Annotated in this window: 13 protein-coding genes; 4 read left to right on the forward strand and 9 right to left on the reverse strand. The window is 35.2% G+C overall.

Annotated elements, in window-relative coordinates:
- Positions 1-56: 56 nt before the first annotated feature.
- The 3 genes from B9Y84_RS12825 to B9Y84_RS12835 form a co-directional block, all read right to left on the reverse strand.
- Entirely contained in the window at positions 57-1256 is a 1200-nt protein-coding gene (locus B9Y84_RS12825) for a hypothetical protein (RefSeq protein WP_139828032.1), read from the reverse strand.
- Between the two features lie 50 nt (positions 1257-1306).
- On the reverse strand, positions 1307-2587 hold the full coding sequence (locus B9Y84_RS12830; protein ID WP_085517782.1) for a DUF2851 family protein: 1281 nt from the start codon (positions 2585-2587) through the stop codon (positions 1307-1309).
- Between the two features lie 221 nt (positions 2588-2808).
- Positions 2809-3360, reverse strand: coding sequence for a hypothetical protein (locus B9Y84_RS12835; RefSeq protein WP_085517783.1), 552 nt, complete (start codon positions 3358-3360; stop codon positions 2809-2811).
- A gap of 166 nt (positions 3361-3526) precedes the next feature.
- Here B9Y84_RS12835 and B9Y84_RS12840 point away from each other — a divergent pair, with 166 nt between their 5' ends.
- Both B9Y84_RS12840 and B9Y84_RS12845 read left to right on the forward strand, forming a co-directional pair.
- Positions 3527-4759 (forward strand): nucleoside recognition domain-containing protein, encoded by a 1233-nt coding sequence (locus tag B9Y84_RS12840; RefSeq protein ID WP_085517784.1) that lies wholly within the window; start codon positions 3527-3529, stop codon positions 4757-4759.
- An 86-nt stretch (positions 4760-4845) separates the two neighbouring features.
- On the forward strand, positions 4846-5124 hold the full coding sequence (locus B9Y84_RS12845; protein ID WP_085517785.1) for a TIGR03643 family protein: 279 nt from the start codon (positions 4846-4848) through the stop codon (positions 5122-5124).
- A gap of 1 nt (position 5125) precedes the next feature.
- Here B9Y84_RS12845 and miaE read toward each other — a convergent pair whose 3' ends face one another.
- The 3 genes from miaE to lpxK are packed head-to-tail and all read right to left on the reverse strand — an operon-like array spanning position 5126 to position 8643.
- Complete coding sequence (miaE, locus tag B9Y84_RS12850) at positions 5126-5725, reverse strand: MiaE family protein (RefSeq protein ID WP_085517786.1); 600 nt, start codon at positions 5723-5725, stop codon at positions 5126-5128.
- Between the two features lie 22 nt (positions 5726-5747).
- Positions 5748-7616 (reverse strand): putative porin, encoded by a 1869-nt coding sequence (locus B9Y84_RS12855; RefSeq protein ID WP_085517787.1) that lies wholly within the window; start codon positions 7614-7616, stop codon positions 5748-5750.
- Positions 7617-7620: 4 nt separating this feature from the next.
- Complete coding sequence (lpxK, locus tag B9Y84_RS12860; protein ID WP_085517788.1) at positions 7621-8643, reverse strand: tetraacyldisaccharide 4'-kinase; 1023 nt, start codon at positions 8641-8643, stop codon at positions 7621-7623.
- 83 nt (positions 8644-8726) lie between these two features.
- Here lpxK and B9Y84_RS12865 point away from each other — a divergent pair, with 83 nt between their 5' ends.
- Both B9Y84_RS12865 and B9Y84_RS12870 read left to right on the forward strand, forming a co-directional pair.
- On the forward strand, positions 8727-9824 hold the full coding sequence (locus tag B9Y84_RS12865; protein WP_085517789.1) for a Nif3-like dinuclear metal center hexameric protein: 1098 nt from the start codon (positions 8727-8729) through the stop codon (positions 9822-9824).
- 4 nt (positions 9825-9828) lie between these two features.
- Positions 9829-10629, forward strand: a complete 801-nt coding sequence (locus tag B9Y84_RS12870) for a zinc ribbon domain-containing protein (RefSeq protein WP_085517790.1) — start codon at positions 9829-9831, stop codon at positions 10627-10629.
- Between the two features lie 62 nt (positions 10630-10691).
- On the opposite strand, the gene B9Y84_RS12875 is transcribed toward B9Y84_RS12870, so the two are convergent.
- From B9Y84_RS12875 to B9Y84_RS12885, 3 genes are read right to left on the reverse strand one after another with little or no spacing between them, the layout of a single operon-like run.
- Positions 10692-11537 (reverse strand): CheR family methyltransferase, encoded by an 846-nt coding sequence (locus B9Y84_RS12875; RefSeq protein ID WP_085517791.1) that lies wholly within the window; start codon positions 11535-11537, stop codon positions 10692-10694.
- Positions 11527-14442 carry a PAS domain S-box protein gene (locus tag B9Y84_RS12880; protein WP_085517792.1) on the reverse strand — a complete coding sequence of 972 codons (2916 nt, stop codon included), beginning with the start codon at positions 14440-14442 and terminating at the stop codon, positions 11527-11529. Before B9Y84_RS12880 ends, B9Y84_RS12875 begins: the two co-directional genes overlap by 11 nt.
- On the reverse strand, positions 14432-15040 hold the full coding sequence (locus tag B9Y84_RS12885) for a hypothetical protein (protein ID WP_085517793.1): 609 nt from the start codon (positions 15038-15040) through the stop codon (positions 14432-14434). Before B9Y84_RS12885 ends, B9Y84_RS12880 begins: the two co-directional genes overlap by 11 nt.
- Between the last annotated feature and the right edge of the window lie 5 nt (positions 15041-15045).

The following is a 15045-nucleotide window of genomic DNA, read 5'->3' on the forward strand; positions in this document are numbered from 1 at the left end:
AAAAATAACTAATTGGAACATTTTCTTCATTTCATGTCTCCACTGCAGATAGGAACTCAAACAGTGTTTTTATTTCTATATTTATTCAAAACAGTTAAAACCAAGAGCCATAAAAACGGCATATAAGCCACTTCATATCGAATCAAACTTCCAAAGTTCGGAGTAGCAATTGTAATAACAGCCGACAGCACTGATCCGTAAATCAAAATAGCTATTCCCCACCACAACTCAGCCTTATTGAATATTAGCTTTCTTGAAATAATAATTGCCGAAATCACTGCAAGACTGAAAAATGTTTTTTCTATAGCCCACAGTAAAGAGAAAACACTAAATGATTCCCAGATAAAAGGTCTGAAAATTCCAGTAAACCAAGAAATAGGAAGATTTTTAATAAAAAACCATACATCATTTTCTGCATTTTGAAAATGAATTATAGCATCCGTAGAATTAACAACTATAGCATCATGGCTGATACGGACTAATTCAAAAAAACGACCACTGTTAAATACAGGATGGATAAAGGCAATCCCGAATCCCCCTATTATTAAAAGCGCAAAATAAAGTATGAGCTTTTTTGAAAACGAAAATCGCCTTAAAAACCTAGCTCGATAGAATACGAGGGTCAAAATTAGGACAGGCATCAAAGTGATAGGGACATAATACTTCACCTTCCAAAGTACATATATACTGAGGATAGTAGGTATGAAATACCACCACTTCTGTCGCTTCTTTAACCATCTTATTATTACTATACCTAGCACATAAATAGCAGTAGTCATCAAGCTCTCCTTTAATAAGCCAGAACTCCAAAATGTAATAGAGGGAACGAAAAGTATAGCTACGTAGATCACTAATTTATTGTCGCTAGTACTTCTAACTAGTTCACGAGCAAAACCCCAAGTAGCTAAAGCAGAGAAAAAGCTCACATAGGCACTCATTATCAAATAATTGCCTTGCGTGAAGGCTGTTAACATACTCAAAAATCGCACAAAAAAGAACGTTCTTGGTTCTGCCTGAGCTGAAAAATCAGCATGAGTTAAGCTTAGAGGAGCAATTCCAACCCATTCAGAAAAGGAGATCCTATCGGTTTGAAAAAAGTTGAAGAGCACTTGAGCTTGTTCGTGGAAATAAATTGTGTCTCCAACACCCTCATAGTAGGTCCAGTATAAAAAGCCCATTAATAATCCGCAACTTATTTTCAGCACACTAAAAATAGCAAAGACAATTCGATCATCTCTTCTTGTTTGTGCCCTCATAATCAAGAAGAAACCTACTATAGTAAGCAGTGCAAGTATGAAAAATGACATCATCTTTTAAATATGGATAAGCCGATGCTGCAATCCAAGCATTTCTTCGGTTGACAATATTCGTTATGAAGCTGAATCATCGCTTGCGAATCAAATGCAGATTTAGTTTCCTTTCCTAAGACAGTGAATTTTTTGGTAATATAGTTCTTTTCTGCTTTAATATCATTTAATAAAGTAATGGCTTTATCCATATATTTATCTTCCCCTATGCTCTTAGCATAAAGTGCTAAAAGTGGCGGAATGCAATTTATAATCAAGGTTTTTAAAGAAGTTTGACCTAATTGCTTGAGACGAAATTTACTTTGTCTGTCAAATTGGTAATGGTTTAACCAATAGTCAGATAAAGTAGCTCTCAATTTTTTTTGAATCACTTTCAAATCCATGTTAATTACAAAAGCATCAAAGAGGGACGGGGAAATATGTAAAATTTGAGCTAATTCTGCGATTCTTATCGTGGGAAAATTGGCAGGTCGCAACCTGAGAAACCGCCATTCATGGGCATTCATTTCACCGCTGAAAACAGATTTGTGTTTATGCTTCAAAAACTGCCATTCCTGTCTCAATTCATTCGGATAATCATCTTCAAAATCCTGCGATAGAAACCCAGCTGCTCCGAAAAGTAAAGCCTCTAGCTGAAAAATCGAAGAACTATATTTCTTCAATAAACTAAAAGGTAAAACTTCAGCTAAACGTTCAAAGGGATGTTGATTAACCTTGAATCCCATCGCAGACAATAACATAAAATAAGATGCTTGATCCCAATCTTGACAAACTTCTTCAAAATGCTTTTTAACCTTATTTGATTTCTGATGAAGTCGTTCTACCAATACTTTTTCAAACATTTCTATTTTGAACAAGTCACTGGTTTGAATCCAATGTTTTGTACATGGAATTTCATCTTTTGAGCTTTTAAGTTGTTGATATTTTTCGATCAAGCTATAATCTACACGATTTTTCAATTCAATAGTGGGAATATTGCTGCCGTCAGGATGTTGAATTGGTTTATCATTTTGCCAAACCACGTGTAAAATCACATTTTCGTAGCTAGGATCAAGTTGGTGCTTATGCCTATTCCAGTCGGAGGATTTGATATGAATCTCTACGGCTCCATTCCATTCAATATCATCTATAAAAACTTTTGCTTGTTGAAAGTCGGGACCTGCATGAGTGTGTCCAAAGCCTGCATTGATGGTTTTTACTTTACTTCCATCAGTACTTACCAAATCAGATTTATCAAATTTTTGATAACGCCAGACATAGTGTAAAAAATCTTCTTTCATTAGGTCAATAGTTGGTTGAAAAATGAATATCTGAAAACTATGAATTTATTACAAGTTGGGCTTGGTTTTTATCCATCAGCTGATGTCATGACTTTCTAATTAAAAGCTTTTGGAGGACGCTTAAGTTTTGATGGTAGAAACCCCTTTAATTACCTAAAGATCTATGCTCTCTAATGAACACAAAATCAACTTAAGTCCAGAAGAACAGTTGGTTTAAATTTTTAAAACCTGAAGTTTATTCCTGCAAATGCCTTTCTATATGATGTCTCTTGGAAAAAATCATATTCCAGAAACAGTCCGAAACTTCTGTAGATACTGTACCTTGCTCCTATTCCTAACTGGATATCCTTACGTTTACTTTTTGGAAACAAATACGCATCGGGATAATCGTAAACAAATCCTTTACGAAATTTTAGAGCGATATAAACTTCGAATTTATCTTGATGTCTTACCTCCGGAATCAATTTTGTTAAAAATATATTTGAATTAAAACCTATGGTAAAGATAGGTCTTTGAACGTCTTTGTATTCGTTTGTAGAATCATTGTAAGCGACAGGAATCAGAATTTTATCATATCCAAAATGGATACCCACCTCCAAAATATTCTTAAAAACCTTTTGATTATACTCGATCCCAATGTAAGAGTATGAGGATAAAGTTGTGAAGTTGTAAGCCGATACCCCAGATTTTATTTCTCTTTTTAAGTCTTGAGCAGTTATTGTAAAAAGCGATACTTTAAGTACAATGAGAAGCAAAGGAACACCTTTTTTCATAAATGAATTATTCAACGCTATTTTCTTATAATGTTAATGTTAAAATAAATATTATAAAAGTTGTTTCCTCTAATTTGTTATCCATGGTTTCATCATAACTCAATTTCTTTCTACATATTTCCACCTCATTATTGTAAAATCATCATTTTAGTGATTAATTGCGCACATGGTTCTGAACTATATTTGGATTGCATTTTTTCTGATTGCATTTGTCTTTGCTCTTGTACAATGGATTTTCATGGGCGACATGGAAATATTTCCAGCACTAACCCAAGCTACCTTTGATAATGCCAAGCTCGGTTTTGAAATATCATTGTGGCTTACTGGAGTGATGTCTTTATGGCTAGGTATTATGAAAATAGGTGAAAAAGGAGGAATGGTAGGCATTCTAGCTAAAATCACCTCTCCTCTTTTCTCAAGACTTTTTCCTGAAGTTCCTAAAAATCACCCAGCAATGGGCGCCATGTTGATGAATATTTCTGCTAATATGTTGGGGCTAGATAATGCCGCTACGCCATTAGGCTTAAAAGCAATGCATAGTCTGCAAGAATTAAATCCTAAAAAAGATACAGCCAGTAATGCGCAAATCATGTTTCTAGTTCTAAATACTTCTGGTTTAACCATTATTCCGATAAGCATTATGGTTTATCGATCGCAATTAGGAGCAGCCGATCCTTCAGATGTGTTTATCCCTATTTTATTAACCACATTTTTTTCAACTTTAAGCGGATTAATAGCGGTATCGCTTATTCAAAAAATCAACCTATTTCATAAAAACATATTACTTTCATTGGGGATACTAAGCTTGATCATAGCAGGAATTATATGGTTTTTCAGTAGTTTAAGCCAATCTGAATTAGGACCAATATCATCAAACATTGCTAATTTTATTTTATTCTCAATTATCATTGCTTTTATCGTTTTGGCAGTTCGTAAGAAGGTAAATGTTTATGATTCCTTTGTGGAAGGAGCTAAGGAAGGTTTCAATTATGCTATTATGATCATTCCTTATTTGATCGCAATTTTAGTTGCTGTAGGAGTTTTCAGAGCTTCAGGAGCAATGTCTGTTTTAAAAGACGGATTAGAGGCAATGGTAGCTTTCGTGGGACTAAATACAGATTTTGTACCAAGTATTCCTACTGCACTTATGAAGCCTTTAAGTGGAAGCGGTGCGCGTGGCATGATGGTAGATGCAATGGAGACTCATGGAGCTGATTCTTTTGTCGGTAGACTAGTGAGTGTAATGCAAGGCTCAACAGAAACTACATTTTACGTGTTAGCGGTTTACTTCGGTTCGGTCAATATCCGTAATTCTCGATATGCATTGACGTGTGGTTTAATAGCTGATGCTGTAGGAATTATAGCGGCAATTTTGATTAGTTATATGTTCTTTTATTAAGGCTCACTTTATCTTTTTCGGCAATAAAACTTAAAAATTTCCTTCATCTAGGAAAAACAATGATGCTGTCGATCTGTTCTTTTTCTATGAAAAAAATTAAAGATTTAAAACCAGAAGAGATAGATAGAATAATTGAAATGGGTTGGGAAGATCGTACTACATTTGATGCAATTTTTAATCAGTTTGGCATTTCTGAAAAGCAAACGATCAAAATTATGAGGAAAGAAATGAAGGCTTCAAGCTTCAGAATGTGGAGAAAAAGGGTACAAGGCAGAAGAACTAAACATGAGGCCTTAAGAAAAGATGAAGTAAAGCGATTTAAATCAACCCGTCAAAAAGCCATTAGTCTTAATAAATATAAATAATCTAATGCAACCTATCTTCTCTTAGCTCTAGATTCTTCATGATTTCAGCTTCCGCAGCTAAAAGTGCAGCCCATCGTTTTTTAACTTCTTCTTTCGGTTGATAGGTCTCTGCTAACTTTAAGAAATTTTTATAATGCCCTGCCTCAGAAACCATTAACTCATAATAGAATTTCTTCAGTTCCACATCCTGTATATGAAGATGCAACTGCCTGAATCTTTCACAACTTCTGGCTTCAATTAAGGCATTGATCAAGAGCTTTTCCATCAACTGGAATTTTCTACTCCCTCCTTTAATCTCCAGCTTCATCAGTTGAGAAACATACTCATCTTTACGCTGAAAGCCCAGCTTGTAGCCTCTCTTCTCCAATTGCTCTAAAACTCTTTCGAAATGTGACCATTCTTCTGCAACTACTGGCGTCATAACCTTCACCATTTCATCCATCTCAGGAAAATTGATAATTAAGCTCATGCATGAACTCGCTGCCTTTTGCTCACAATAGGCGTGATCAACTAAGATATCCTCAATATTCTTTTCAGCTATATTAACCCATCGAGGATCGGTAGGTAGTTCTAAACCTAAAGTGAATTTTTCCTTTTCCATTTATCGATTATGAAAATTTATTTTAATCAAAAAACGACCAACTTAGTCCAAAATCCAGAATTCTCTCCTGCCCTGTATAGTATGGAGTCGTGAAATATCCACCAGCAGTGACATCTTGATTGAAATGCCTAAACTTAACAAATAACTGGGCTGTATTTATTTTTGCACTAGCGTAAAAATCCAAAAACATATATCCAGGAACTTCAAAGTAATTTTGTAAGTGAAATTGTTGAACCACTGGATCATAATCATCTGCAAAATAAGTTGACTTATAGTGTGCCTCAATACCAATTCTAGCTTCTAACTTTCCTTCAAATACTTTATGATAGTATAAGTCCATCGTCAAAAAATGCTCCGGAATCCTAAAAAGATCTGCATCTGCTCCTTCTTTCAGAGTGTAAACATAGTTGGCATCCAAGTTCATAGATCTGTATTTTGCTTTTGCTTCAATGCCAGGGTGAATCAATGTAGCAGTTGCATTAGATTGCTGCGGCATCGCCAAAGTGTCAAAATACATATGATTACTCACCACCTTAAGGTCTAGCTTCGGTTGAATCCTGAAAAAATCTCTCCACTTAAAATCTAATTTACCACTAAGCTGTTGCACCTGTTCGCTTCCAAAATTATTCCGCCAGTAATCATGATTCCCCAAATGCTGCTCATAAAAGAAAGGCGAAGCAAACTGCATACTAGAAGCAGTAACCGTAAGAAATGGTACTTTCAAACTAGCTCCAATCCTGTAATTCCCACTTAGTTCATATTCAGCATTTGCATTTAATTGCCAATTCTCTCTAGGTGCAAATCTTGCATATCCTCCAGCATAATTTTCTACCAAGGCATTAACTGTCGGAAGGTATTTTCCAGTAAATCGCATATCTTTACTTTTACCGTAAAACCTGTAAAATACATCTCCTATACTCCCCTTAAATCCAACCTCATTCTGAAAGTATACATATCTGCTTAAATCCACAGTGGAATCAGTTCTTATTAAAAATTGATCAAAAAACTCTTCATCTGTTTCTGCTGATGGATCGGTGTTCAAAAATGAGTTCATTCTATTGGACCTATCAAAAACATGGTAGAGCTGCAAGAGCTTTTTCCATTTATATTGCTGATACAAATGATATTGCTGCCTTAACTCTCCGCCTTGGGCGTTCCTTAAATTAATGTCTTCATCGTCATAATCAAATAGTTCATCATAAATGATGACTTCCGCAGTATCTCTAATTCCTCCTGTTTCGTTCACTGCATGGAAGGTTCTAGCGAAATTGAACATGACATGATATTTTCTGTCAGGTGATCGGTAATCAGTTTGCAAATCATAAGAATGGCTAAGGACGTTCAAATCCCCGCGACTCTGAAGAGGGCCTATTTGCTTATCTACAGTCCATCGTCTAAAACTGAAACCCACATTCCAATTTTCATTCACATTTCTTGAAAAATCAATCCCTATAAATGCTCTATAATTACCACCAAATACTGATCTCAAATTAGTATAAGGTGATTTTGTATCAAAATATTTGAACTTCTCAGGGGTCTTGATATAATAATCATAAACTCCAAACCCACTTCTTTTACCAATTACATCAGGAGCTTGATAAAAAACAGGTCGCATTGCAGTACCTATTGTCCCAAGGTTTTGATAATAATAATCACTAATATTTACTGGATTCCAGTTATGATTATTGGTTAAACTAGTATCCAGCACTTGGTACTCAATTACATTATTCTTGATGTTTTCTTCTGTTGTAAATAAGGTCGTTTTAGCACCGTAAACATTTTGAGTAGAATCATCAGTTACTTGGGCGAAAACTGAGCCTATTCCACTAGCAAAAACCGATATGATAATGATAAATTTCTTCAAAACAGATGCGAAATTAAGTAAAGTCATTGATTTATTCGACTCTAATAATAGAATCTTCTAAGATTCGGTGAAAAGATTCTTCATCTTCCAAAAACTGTACCATAATAGGAATATAAAACAGCTTGTTTTGGAATGACTCACCTAATTCAGGCATTGACATTAATCTTACCCAATCCTTTTCTGTCGTAATAATATCCGCATTTTCTTGTTCTGCAAGTCTTTCAATTGCATTTATTTCCTTAGAATTAAAAACATGATGATCTGCAAAATCGAAATGTTTCATAATTTCAAATCGTTCTTGACTTAAATACTCTTTAAATTTCTGTGCATATGCTATGCCTGTTACTAGAATAATTCTCTTTCTAGCTTGCCTTCGATTCATAGCGGCTACAGCTTCTTTATACTTTATAGTAGTGAAGAATACACTTTTATCTGTATAGATGGAAATATTATCCCTTATGATCTGCATTTCATCTTGACCCAAATCAGGAGGACACTTGGTTACCATCACAACATCTGCTCTTTCAGCCCCCATTCTGCTTTCTCTTAGTGTACCAGAGGGCAATACATAATCCTTGTAAAAAATAGAATTATAATCAGTCAACAAAACTGAAAAATTGGGTTCTACACTTCTATGCTGATAGGCATCGTCTAGAACAATAACTTCATTTTCAGGATGCTCATAAATTATACTAGGTATTGCCAATACCCTATCCTCTCCAACTGAAACTGTGACATGATCTTTAAATTTCTGATAAATTTGAAATGGTTCATCTCCTATGGTTTGGGGTAAATCATGATCATTTGCTAACCTAAAACCTTTGGATCTCCTCCCATAACCTCTTGATAGAGTTGCAACCTTATTTGAATAGCCTCTTTCAATCAAGAATCTAATTACATATTCAACAAATGGCGTCTTCCCGGTTCCTCCCATAGAAAGATTTCCAACGGAAATTATCTTTGTATCAAATCTGAAAACAGGCTTGTATTCAATATCGTATAAGTGATTGCGGAATTGCATCACAAACTTGTATAAAATACTAAAGGGGGACATTAATAATTGCCAATACTTCTTTTTAAACACTTGCAAGGGCTATAAAACTTTTTAACTTTGACCGAACTGAAACAAAAGCAAATATGAGCAAAATAAAGGATATCGTCCAACATTTAGAAAGCATTGCACCTTTAGCTTATCAGGAATCGTATGATAATGCAGGTCTGATTGTGGGCGATGCCAATAAAAAAGTAAGCAATATCTTAATTACATTAGATGTAACCGAGGAAGTAATTGCAGAAGCGATTTCTAAAAATTGCGAACTGATAGTGGCACATCATCCGATTATTTTCAAAGGCTTGAAAAAACTTACAGGATGCAATTATGTAGAAAGAACAGTAATCGAGGCCATTAAAAATGATATTGCCGTATATGCTTCGCACACCAATTTGGATAACATCAAAAATGGTGTGAACGCAAAAATAGCTGAAAAACTAAACCTCTACAATACTGAGATTCTAAGTCCAAAAAAAGGCTCTCTAGCAAAGCTGAGCGTATTTGTTCCGAAAGAAAATGCAACTGCATTGAAATCAGCTTTGCATGACGCTGGAGCAGGCCAAATTGGAGCATATGAAGATTGCGCCTTCGAGAGCGTGGGAATAGGTAGCTTCTTACCTACTGACAAAGCCAATCCAAGCATCGGAAAACAAGGCAAGTTAGAAACTGTTGAAGAGCATAAAATAGAAGTGATTTTTCCAATGCACTTAAAAAATAAGGTTTTGAGTGCGATGAATCAAGCACATCCATATGAAGAGGTAGCATACTATTTGCACCAGTTAGAAAATACCTATCATGATTTAGGTTCCGGAATGATCGGAGAAATTGAAATGGAAATGAAAGCGAAAGATTTCTTCGACTACCTTAAAGAAAGGATGGGCTTGACAGTTATAAAACATACTAAAGAGATAAACCGTAAAATTAAAAGAGTTGCAATTTGTGGAGGATCAGGAGCATTCTTAATTTCGCAAGCAATAAATAAAAAAGCAGACATCTATATCTCATCAGATATAAAATATCATGAATTTTTTGATGCTGAGGAAAGGCTGATTATAGCCGACATAGGGCATTATGAGAGTGAACGTTTTACAAATGAGATATTTTATGCAATATTGAAAGAAAATTTTGCTAATATTGCACTCCATTTAGGACAGACTGTCACGAATCCGATAAAATATTATTAACTGCATGGAAAGTACTGTAGCACAAAAACTTGATGCCTTGAAAAAATTACAAGGTATCGATTCAAAATTAGACGATATTAAAAAAGTGAGGGGAGCACTACCTGACGAGGTAGCTGATTTGGAAGATGAAATTGCAGGCTATGAAACCCGTATTCAGAAATTTGATGATAGCGTTCAAGCTATCAAAGACGATATATCGGCGGCTAAGCAAGGAATCAAAGATTCAGAAAAGTTAATCGCCAAATATGGCGAGCAACAAATGAGCGTTAGAAATAATCGCGAATATGATGCCATCACTAAAGAAGTTGAACTACAGCAATTGGATATTCAAATCCATGAGAAAAAAATAAAAGAAGCTGAAGCAAAAATTGAAGATAAGGTAAAAGGCATAGAAGAAACGAAAGCCTTGCACGAAGACCGATTAAAAGATTTAGATAGCAAACGCTCTGAATTAGAAAATATCGAGTCGGAAACAACAGAAGAGGTTGCAAAGCTTGAAAAAGATAGAGAAAAAGCGCTAAAGAAAATTGAAGATAGATTAGCTGCTTCCTACGAAAGATTAAGAGGAAATGTTAGAAATGGCTTAGCTGTTGTTCCTGTCAAGAGAGGTGCTTGCGGTGGATGTTTCAATACGGTTCCCCCTCAAAGACAAGCTGACATAAGAGATCGAAAAAAATTGATCGTTTGTGAGCACTGTGGGAGAATCTTAACAGATGTTGAAGATGAAATCGTAGAAGAGAAGCCAAAAAAGAAACGTACTACTAGAAAAACTACAACTGCCAAGAAGAAAAAAGCAGAAAAGTAGATTAGAAAAGATTCTATGATGAAAAGCCCGTTAAATATAAATTTAACGGGCTTTTTTGTGAATCAACGCTTTCTAAAAACCCTTTGCCGTAAATCATAGTATTCGAACTTTTCGTCAGTTAAATAACTCAGCATACTATCAAGAAACCCAATAATAAGAAACCCGCCAGGCTTTAAAGCTCTATAAATCTTTGCAATTACTTTTTCTTTAGCAGGTCCATCGAAATATATCAAAACATTTCTACAGAAAATTATATCATATTGATTATCCCCATAGTCCTCCATAATTAAATTAGAGTTCTTGAAAGTTACCTTCTCAAGAAATTTTGGTATGAATACAATGCCCCCCTCTCCTTCGGTGAAATACTTATCCAGTCTAGCATTAGATTGGTATAATTTCAAATTTCTTTCGTACTCCGGTAATTTGGCTTGAATAATCTTCCCGCTTGCTGCCGTTTTTAATGCATTGGAAGAAATATCAGTTGCTATACTTTTCACTTTTCCAGTGAACCCTAACTCATCCCAGACAATAGCTGAGGTATAAATTTCCTCTCCAGAAGAGCATCCGGCATGCCACACATTGATTCGATATTGTTCTGAAAAATGATCTTTACAAACTTTTTTAAAGGTTTGCCAAAATTCAGGATCTCTAAAAAGAGAAGTTAAGCCAACAGAAACCTCGTTTATAAAATCATGGACAAAATCTTTGTCTTTCAGAGTTCTACTCCACAAATCAAAGCTTGACGTGAAATTGAATTTTCTATATATTCTCTGTAATCTTCTTTTGAAAGATTTGGGTTCATAATTAAAAAAATCTATGCTGTACCTTTTCATAATTGCATCCTGAATAGAACGCATTTCTTCATCAGTAATCTCTACTCCCGTTGATATAGTGTTATCAGTTGACATTTTTCAGTTTTAATTGTTGCTCTACCATACCTGTGAATAGAATAATAATTTTATCTAACTCTAAATCCAAGTTTTGGACAGCTGCTATACTGACATTTGACTCTACCCAATCACCCTGCTGAGTTTGAAACTTTAGAGTAGTTTCCACTCGTTTACCATTCTGTAATTCCTTTAAAATAGATTTAGACGAAAATCCTTTCTCAAGTTTAAAGCTATCACTAAAATCAACACTTTTTAAACTCATTCTACTATAACCGGATGCTTCAAAAAACAAAGGATTAGCATTTTTTAAGCTGAAATCTGTATTCAATTCCAATATTGGAATCACTCCTTTCATGGCTGTTACTGAACCACCAAGGTCATTAAGCTTCTGCTTTTCTTTAGTGGTAAATTGAGCCAGTAAAAGTACCTTTTCTAAATTGTTGGCATTATCGTAAATTGGATTGATAGTACCTGAAAGCCAAACTTCATGACCTTGCTTATCCACTTGTTTAAATTCCCCTGAGAAAAACTTTCCGTTCTGAAGACTCTCCCACATTAATTGATATTGAGGTTTAAACCTATCTTTTTCCGGTAATAAATCAAAATACGACTTGCCTTGGATATCCTCCATTTTAAAACCGGTTATACTTAAATAGATTTCATTAGCCGTCACTATTTTTCCTTTTTTATCAAACTCTAGAGAACCAATGGTTTTATTAATCGCTTCCATGTGGTTCATGAGTTCAACTTGTTGTCGTTGATTTTCCAATTCCAGCCTTTTCTCTTGGGTAATATCAGTAGCAAACTTCACCACTTTAATCGCATTACCATTAATATCAAAGATTGGATTAAAAACTCCTTTTAATATCACTTTCTTTCCGGATTTAGTATAGCGTTCAAATTCTCCGGTAATAAATTCACCCTGTGCTAATCGCGACCACAAATTCTTATATTCTGTTGATTTCGCCATATACTGATCAACCATTACTTCGTGATGCTTTCCAATCAGCTCGTCTTTTTCAAATCCCACTATATCTAAATAATTTTGATTAGCATCGAGTACAAACCCATTAGTATCAAACTCAATGACAGCATTTGATCTACCAATAGCTTCCAGCTTATATTTAGCATCCAAAGCGGACTTCTTAGTAGCAGTAATATCAGCCTGAACAGCTATGTAATTCTTCAATTCTCCGTTTTCATCTCTTACTGGATTGATAGCTAAGGAAACCCAGTATGTCCTTCCATCTTTACTGTAATTAAGAATTTCCTCGTAAATTGGTTTTTGCTCTTTCAGTAGCTGACTGATTTTCCACTTCGTCTCTTGATTAGTTTCAGGACCTTGTAAAAATTCACCAGGCTTTTTCCCAACAATTTCATTAAGTGTGTAACCAGTCATATTTTCAAAACCAGAATTGACATATTCTATCAACCCGTCTTTATCAGTAATAATCACTGAGTTATCAGTATTATCTGCCACCAATGATAACCTTCTTTGTTCTTCTTCATTAGCTATACGTTCTGAAATATCCTGACCTAGCAAAAGCACCTTACTAAGATTACCAGCCGCATCCAAAACAGGTGAATAGGAAGCTTCAATCCATACTTTCTCTTTTTTGGAGGTGCGGGTCTCAAATTCAACAATATGGTTATTCCCTGTCTGCACTCTACTCCAAACCTCATTGCATAGATCAGCATTTTTACAAATATGGCTATGCCTTTTATTCTTAATCTCCGTTTCTTCCCATTTCAGAAAATCAATAAACTTTTGATTGGTAGCAATAACATTACCTTCAATATCAAATTCCGCTTTAAGTAAAGTGTTATTAATTGCGCTGAATACACCATCCAATTCCATTTGATTACGCGCCATTTCTTCCTGAGTAGCCTCCATTTCTTCCATATTCTGGCGCATCTCCTCTTCATTGGCCTGCAATTCGCTGGACATCTTCTGCGACTTTTCAAGCAATAACTGCGTATTCTCATTAACTTGAATCACAGCTACCGAAGCAGCAATGTTTTTGGCCAAATCTTTCAAAAAATCAATTTGATAATCTTCCAAAATTTGAAAAGACGCCAGCTCCATTGCTCCTACCATCTTCTCATCGCTTATTAATGGAATAATTATGATGTGTCGCGGTAGTGCATGACCTAATCCTGAGGTGATTTTAACATATTGCTCAGGGACATCAGTAATGTAAATCAAATCTTTTTCCTGCATGCACTGACCCACAAGGCCCTCTCCTTTTGAAATTCGCTTCCTAGCCAGCTTTCTTCGTTCATATGCATAGCAACCTATCATATCTAGGTATTCTTCGTCTTCATCCTGGCCGGCCAAGAATAGAGCTCCCTGATTCCCGTTAATGTACTTTACAGTTTCACTAATAATGTGGAAACCGAAATCTTTTATATTTTCATTATAGCTGCGAAGTAATTCGGAAAATTTAGCTAAACCTTCCGCTTGCCAGGTACGCTTCTCTTCTTTACTTCTGAATTTGATTAGCTCAGACTGGAGATTTACGACCGCTTTAGAGAGTTCATCATCATTCTCAGCTGCCAATTCAAGCTTCCCACCTTCTGCTATAGTGTTGATCCATTCGGTTGCTTGCTTTATTTTCTGCCTGTTGGTCAAAATATCCTGATAAAAATTTCGAGTCCATGTATTAGAAGACTTGATTTCAAATACAGTGTCCGATACGCTCAAATCAGTACCTAAATCAGAAATCTGCTTTATTGCACTTCTTTCTCGCTTATAGCTTATCATCATTACGAAGAAAAATACAAATGCCGCAGCGTAAATAGTAAGGTGGTAGTAAGGATTTAAATTTTGTAATACCAGAGTTAGCAAAATGCTGGAAATGAGCATCACCAGAATTCCACTAAGGCCTACTATTAAAAATTTATGGGTTCGATCAATTTGCATAATTTAGTTTTTTTTGGTTCAACACTGAGTAGAACTGCTTATCTAAAATCCAGATAAAATATGGATTGATTTTCATATTTCCCTCAAATGAAAAATTGGCTGATGATAGAATGGCAAACATATCTTCATGATGCTCAATTTCATTTTGCAACCAAGCTCGATCTGCTTCCTTAGGAAAGATCATTTTAGGAACATCTCCATATATTTTTAAATCCAGTTGATTGGATAATTCCGTAATCACTGCAGCAGACACCATATTATCAACCTCCTTGAGGATAATCTCTGCATAATCAGGATTGGATTGCAAACTCTTCATTTTTTGAATCAACATATCAGGGACAGCCTGCGCATCTGCCTCACTAAAAACTAAATAACTTCGCCCTTTTGCTTCACCAATAATATCTGTTGTCAAAATAGAGGGGTTCTTTGTTTTAATTATTTTTTGTAAGAAATCTGGTCCTTCTCCCAAAAACAATTCGAAGTTCTTAATGCTTACAGGTGCTCCTGATAAACTAGAAAAGGACTGACTTGCCTTTTCGTATCCTTTAAGGAAGATCTCCTGCGCTACCGATTTTAATTCTTTACTAATTTTTTCCATATGAT

The sequence above is a fragment of the Marivirga sericea genome, from assembly GCF_900177665.1.
In the GTDB taxonomy this organism is placed as follows: Bacteria; Bacteroidota; Bacteroidia; order Cytophagales; family Cyclobacteriaceae; genus Marivirga; species Marivirga sericea.

Coding starts and splice junctions, on each gene's coding strand:
- B9Y84_RS12845 (WP_085517785.1), top strand. CDS start 4,846: ATGAAAAAAATTAAAGATTTAAAACCAGAAGAGATAGATAGAATAATT.
- B9Y84_RS12865 (WP_085517789.1), top strand. CDS start 8,727: ATGAGCAAAATAAAGGATATCGTCCAACATTTAGAAAGCATTGCACCT.
- miaE (WP_085517786.1), bottom strand. CDS start 5,725: ATGGAAAAGGAAAAATTCACTTTAGGTTTAGAACTACCTACCGATCCT.
- B9Y84_RS12885 (WP_085517793.1), bottom strand. CDS start 15,040: ATGGAAAAAATTAGTAAAGAATTAAAATCGGTAGCGCAGGAGATCTTC.
- B9Y84_RS12870 (WP_085517790.1), top strand. CDS start 9,829: ATGGAAAGTACTGTAGCACAAAAACTTGATGCCTTGAAAAAATTACAA.
- B9Y84_RS12880 (WP_085517792.1), bottom strand. CDS start 14,442: ATGCAAATTGATCGAACCCATAAATTTTTAATAGTAGGCCTTAGTGGA.
- B9Y84_RS12855 (WP_085517787.1), bottom strand. CDS start 7,616: ATGACTTTACTTAATTTCGCATCTGTTTTGAAGAAATTTATCATTATC.
- B9Y84_RS12875 (WP_085517791.1), bottom strand. CDS start 11,537: ATGTCAACTGATAACACTATATCAACGGGAGTAGAGATTACTGATGAA.
- B9Y84_RS12835 (WP_085517783.1), bottom strand. CDS start 3,360: ATGAAAAAAGGTGTTCCTTTGCTTCTCATTGTACTTAAAGTATCGCTT.
- B9Y84_RS12830 (WP_085517782.1), bottom strand. CDS start 2,587: ATGAAAGAAGATTTTTTACACTATGTCTGGCGTTATCAAAAATTTGAT.
- lpxK (WP_085517788.1), bottom strand. CDS start 8,643: ATGTCCCCCTTTAGTATTTTATACAAGTTTGTGATGCAATTCCGCAAT.
- B9Y84_RS12825 (WP_139828032.1), bottom strand. CDS start 1,256: ATGAGGGCACAAACAAGAAGAGATGATCGAATTGTCTTTGCTATTTTT.
- B9Y84_RS12840 (WP_085517784.1), top strand. CDS start 3,527: ATGGTTCTGAACTATATTTGGATTGCATTTTTTCTGATTGCATTTGTC.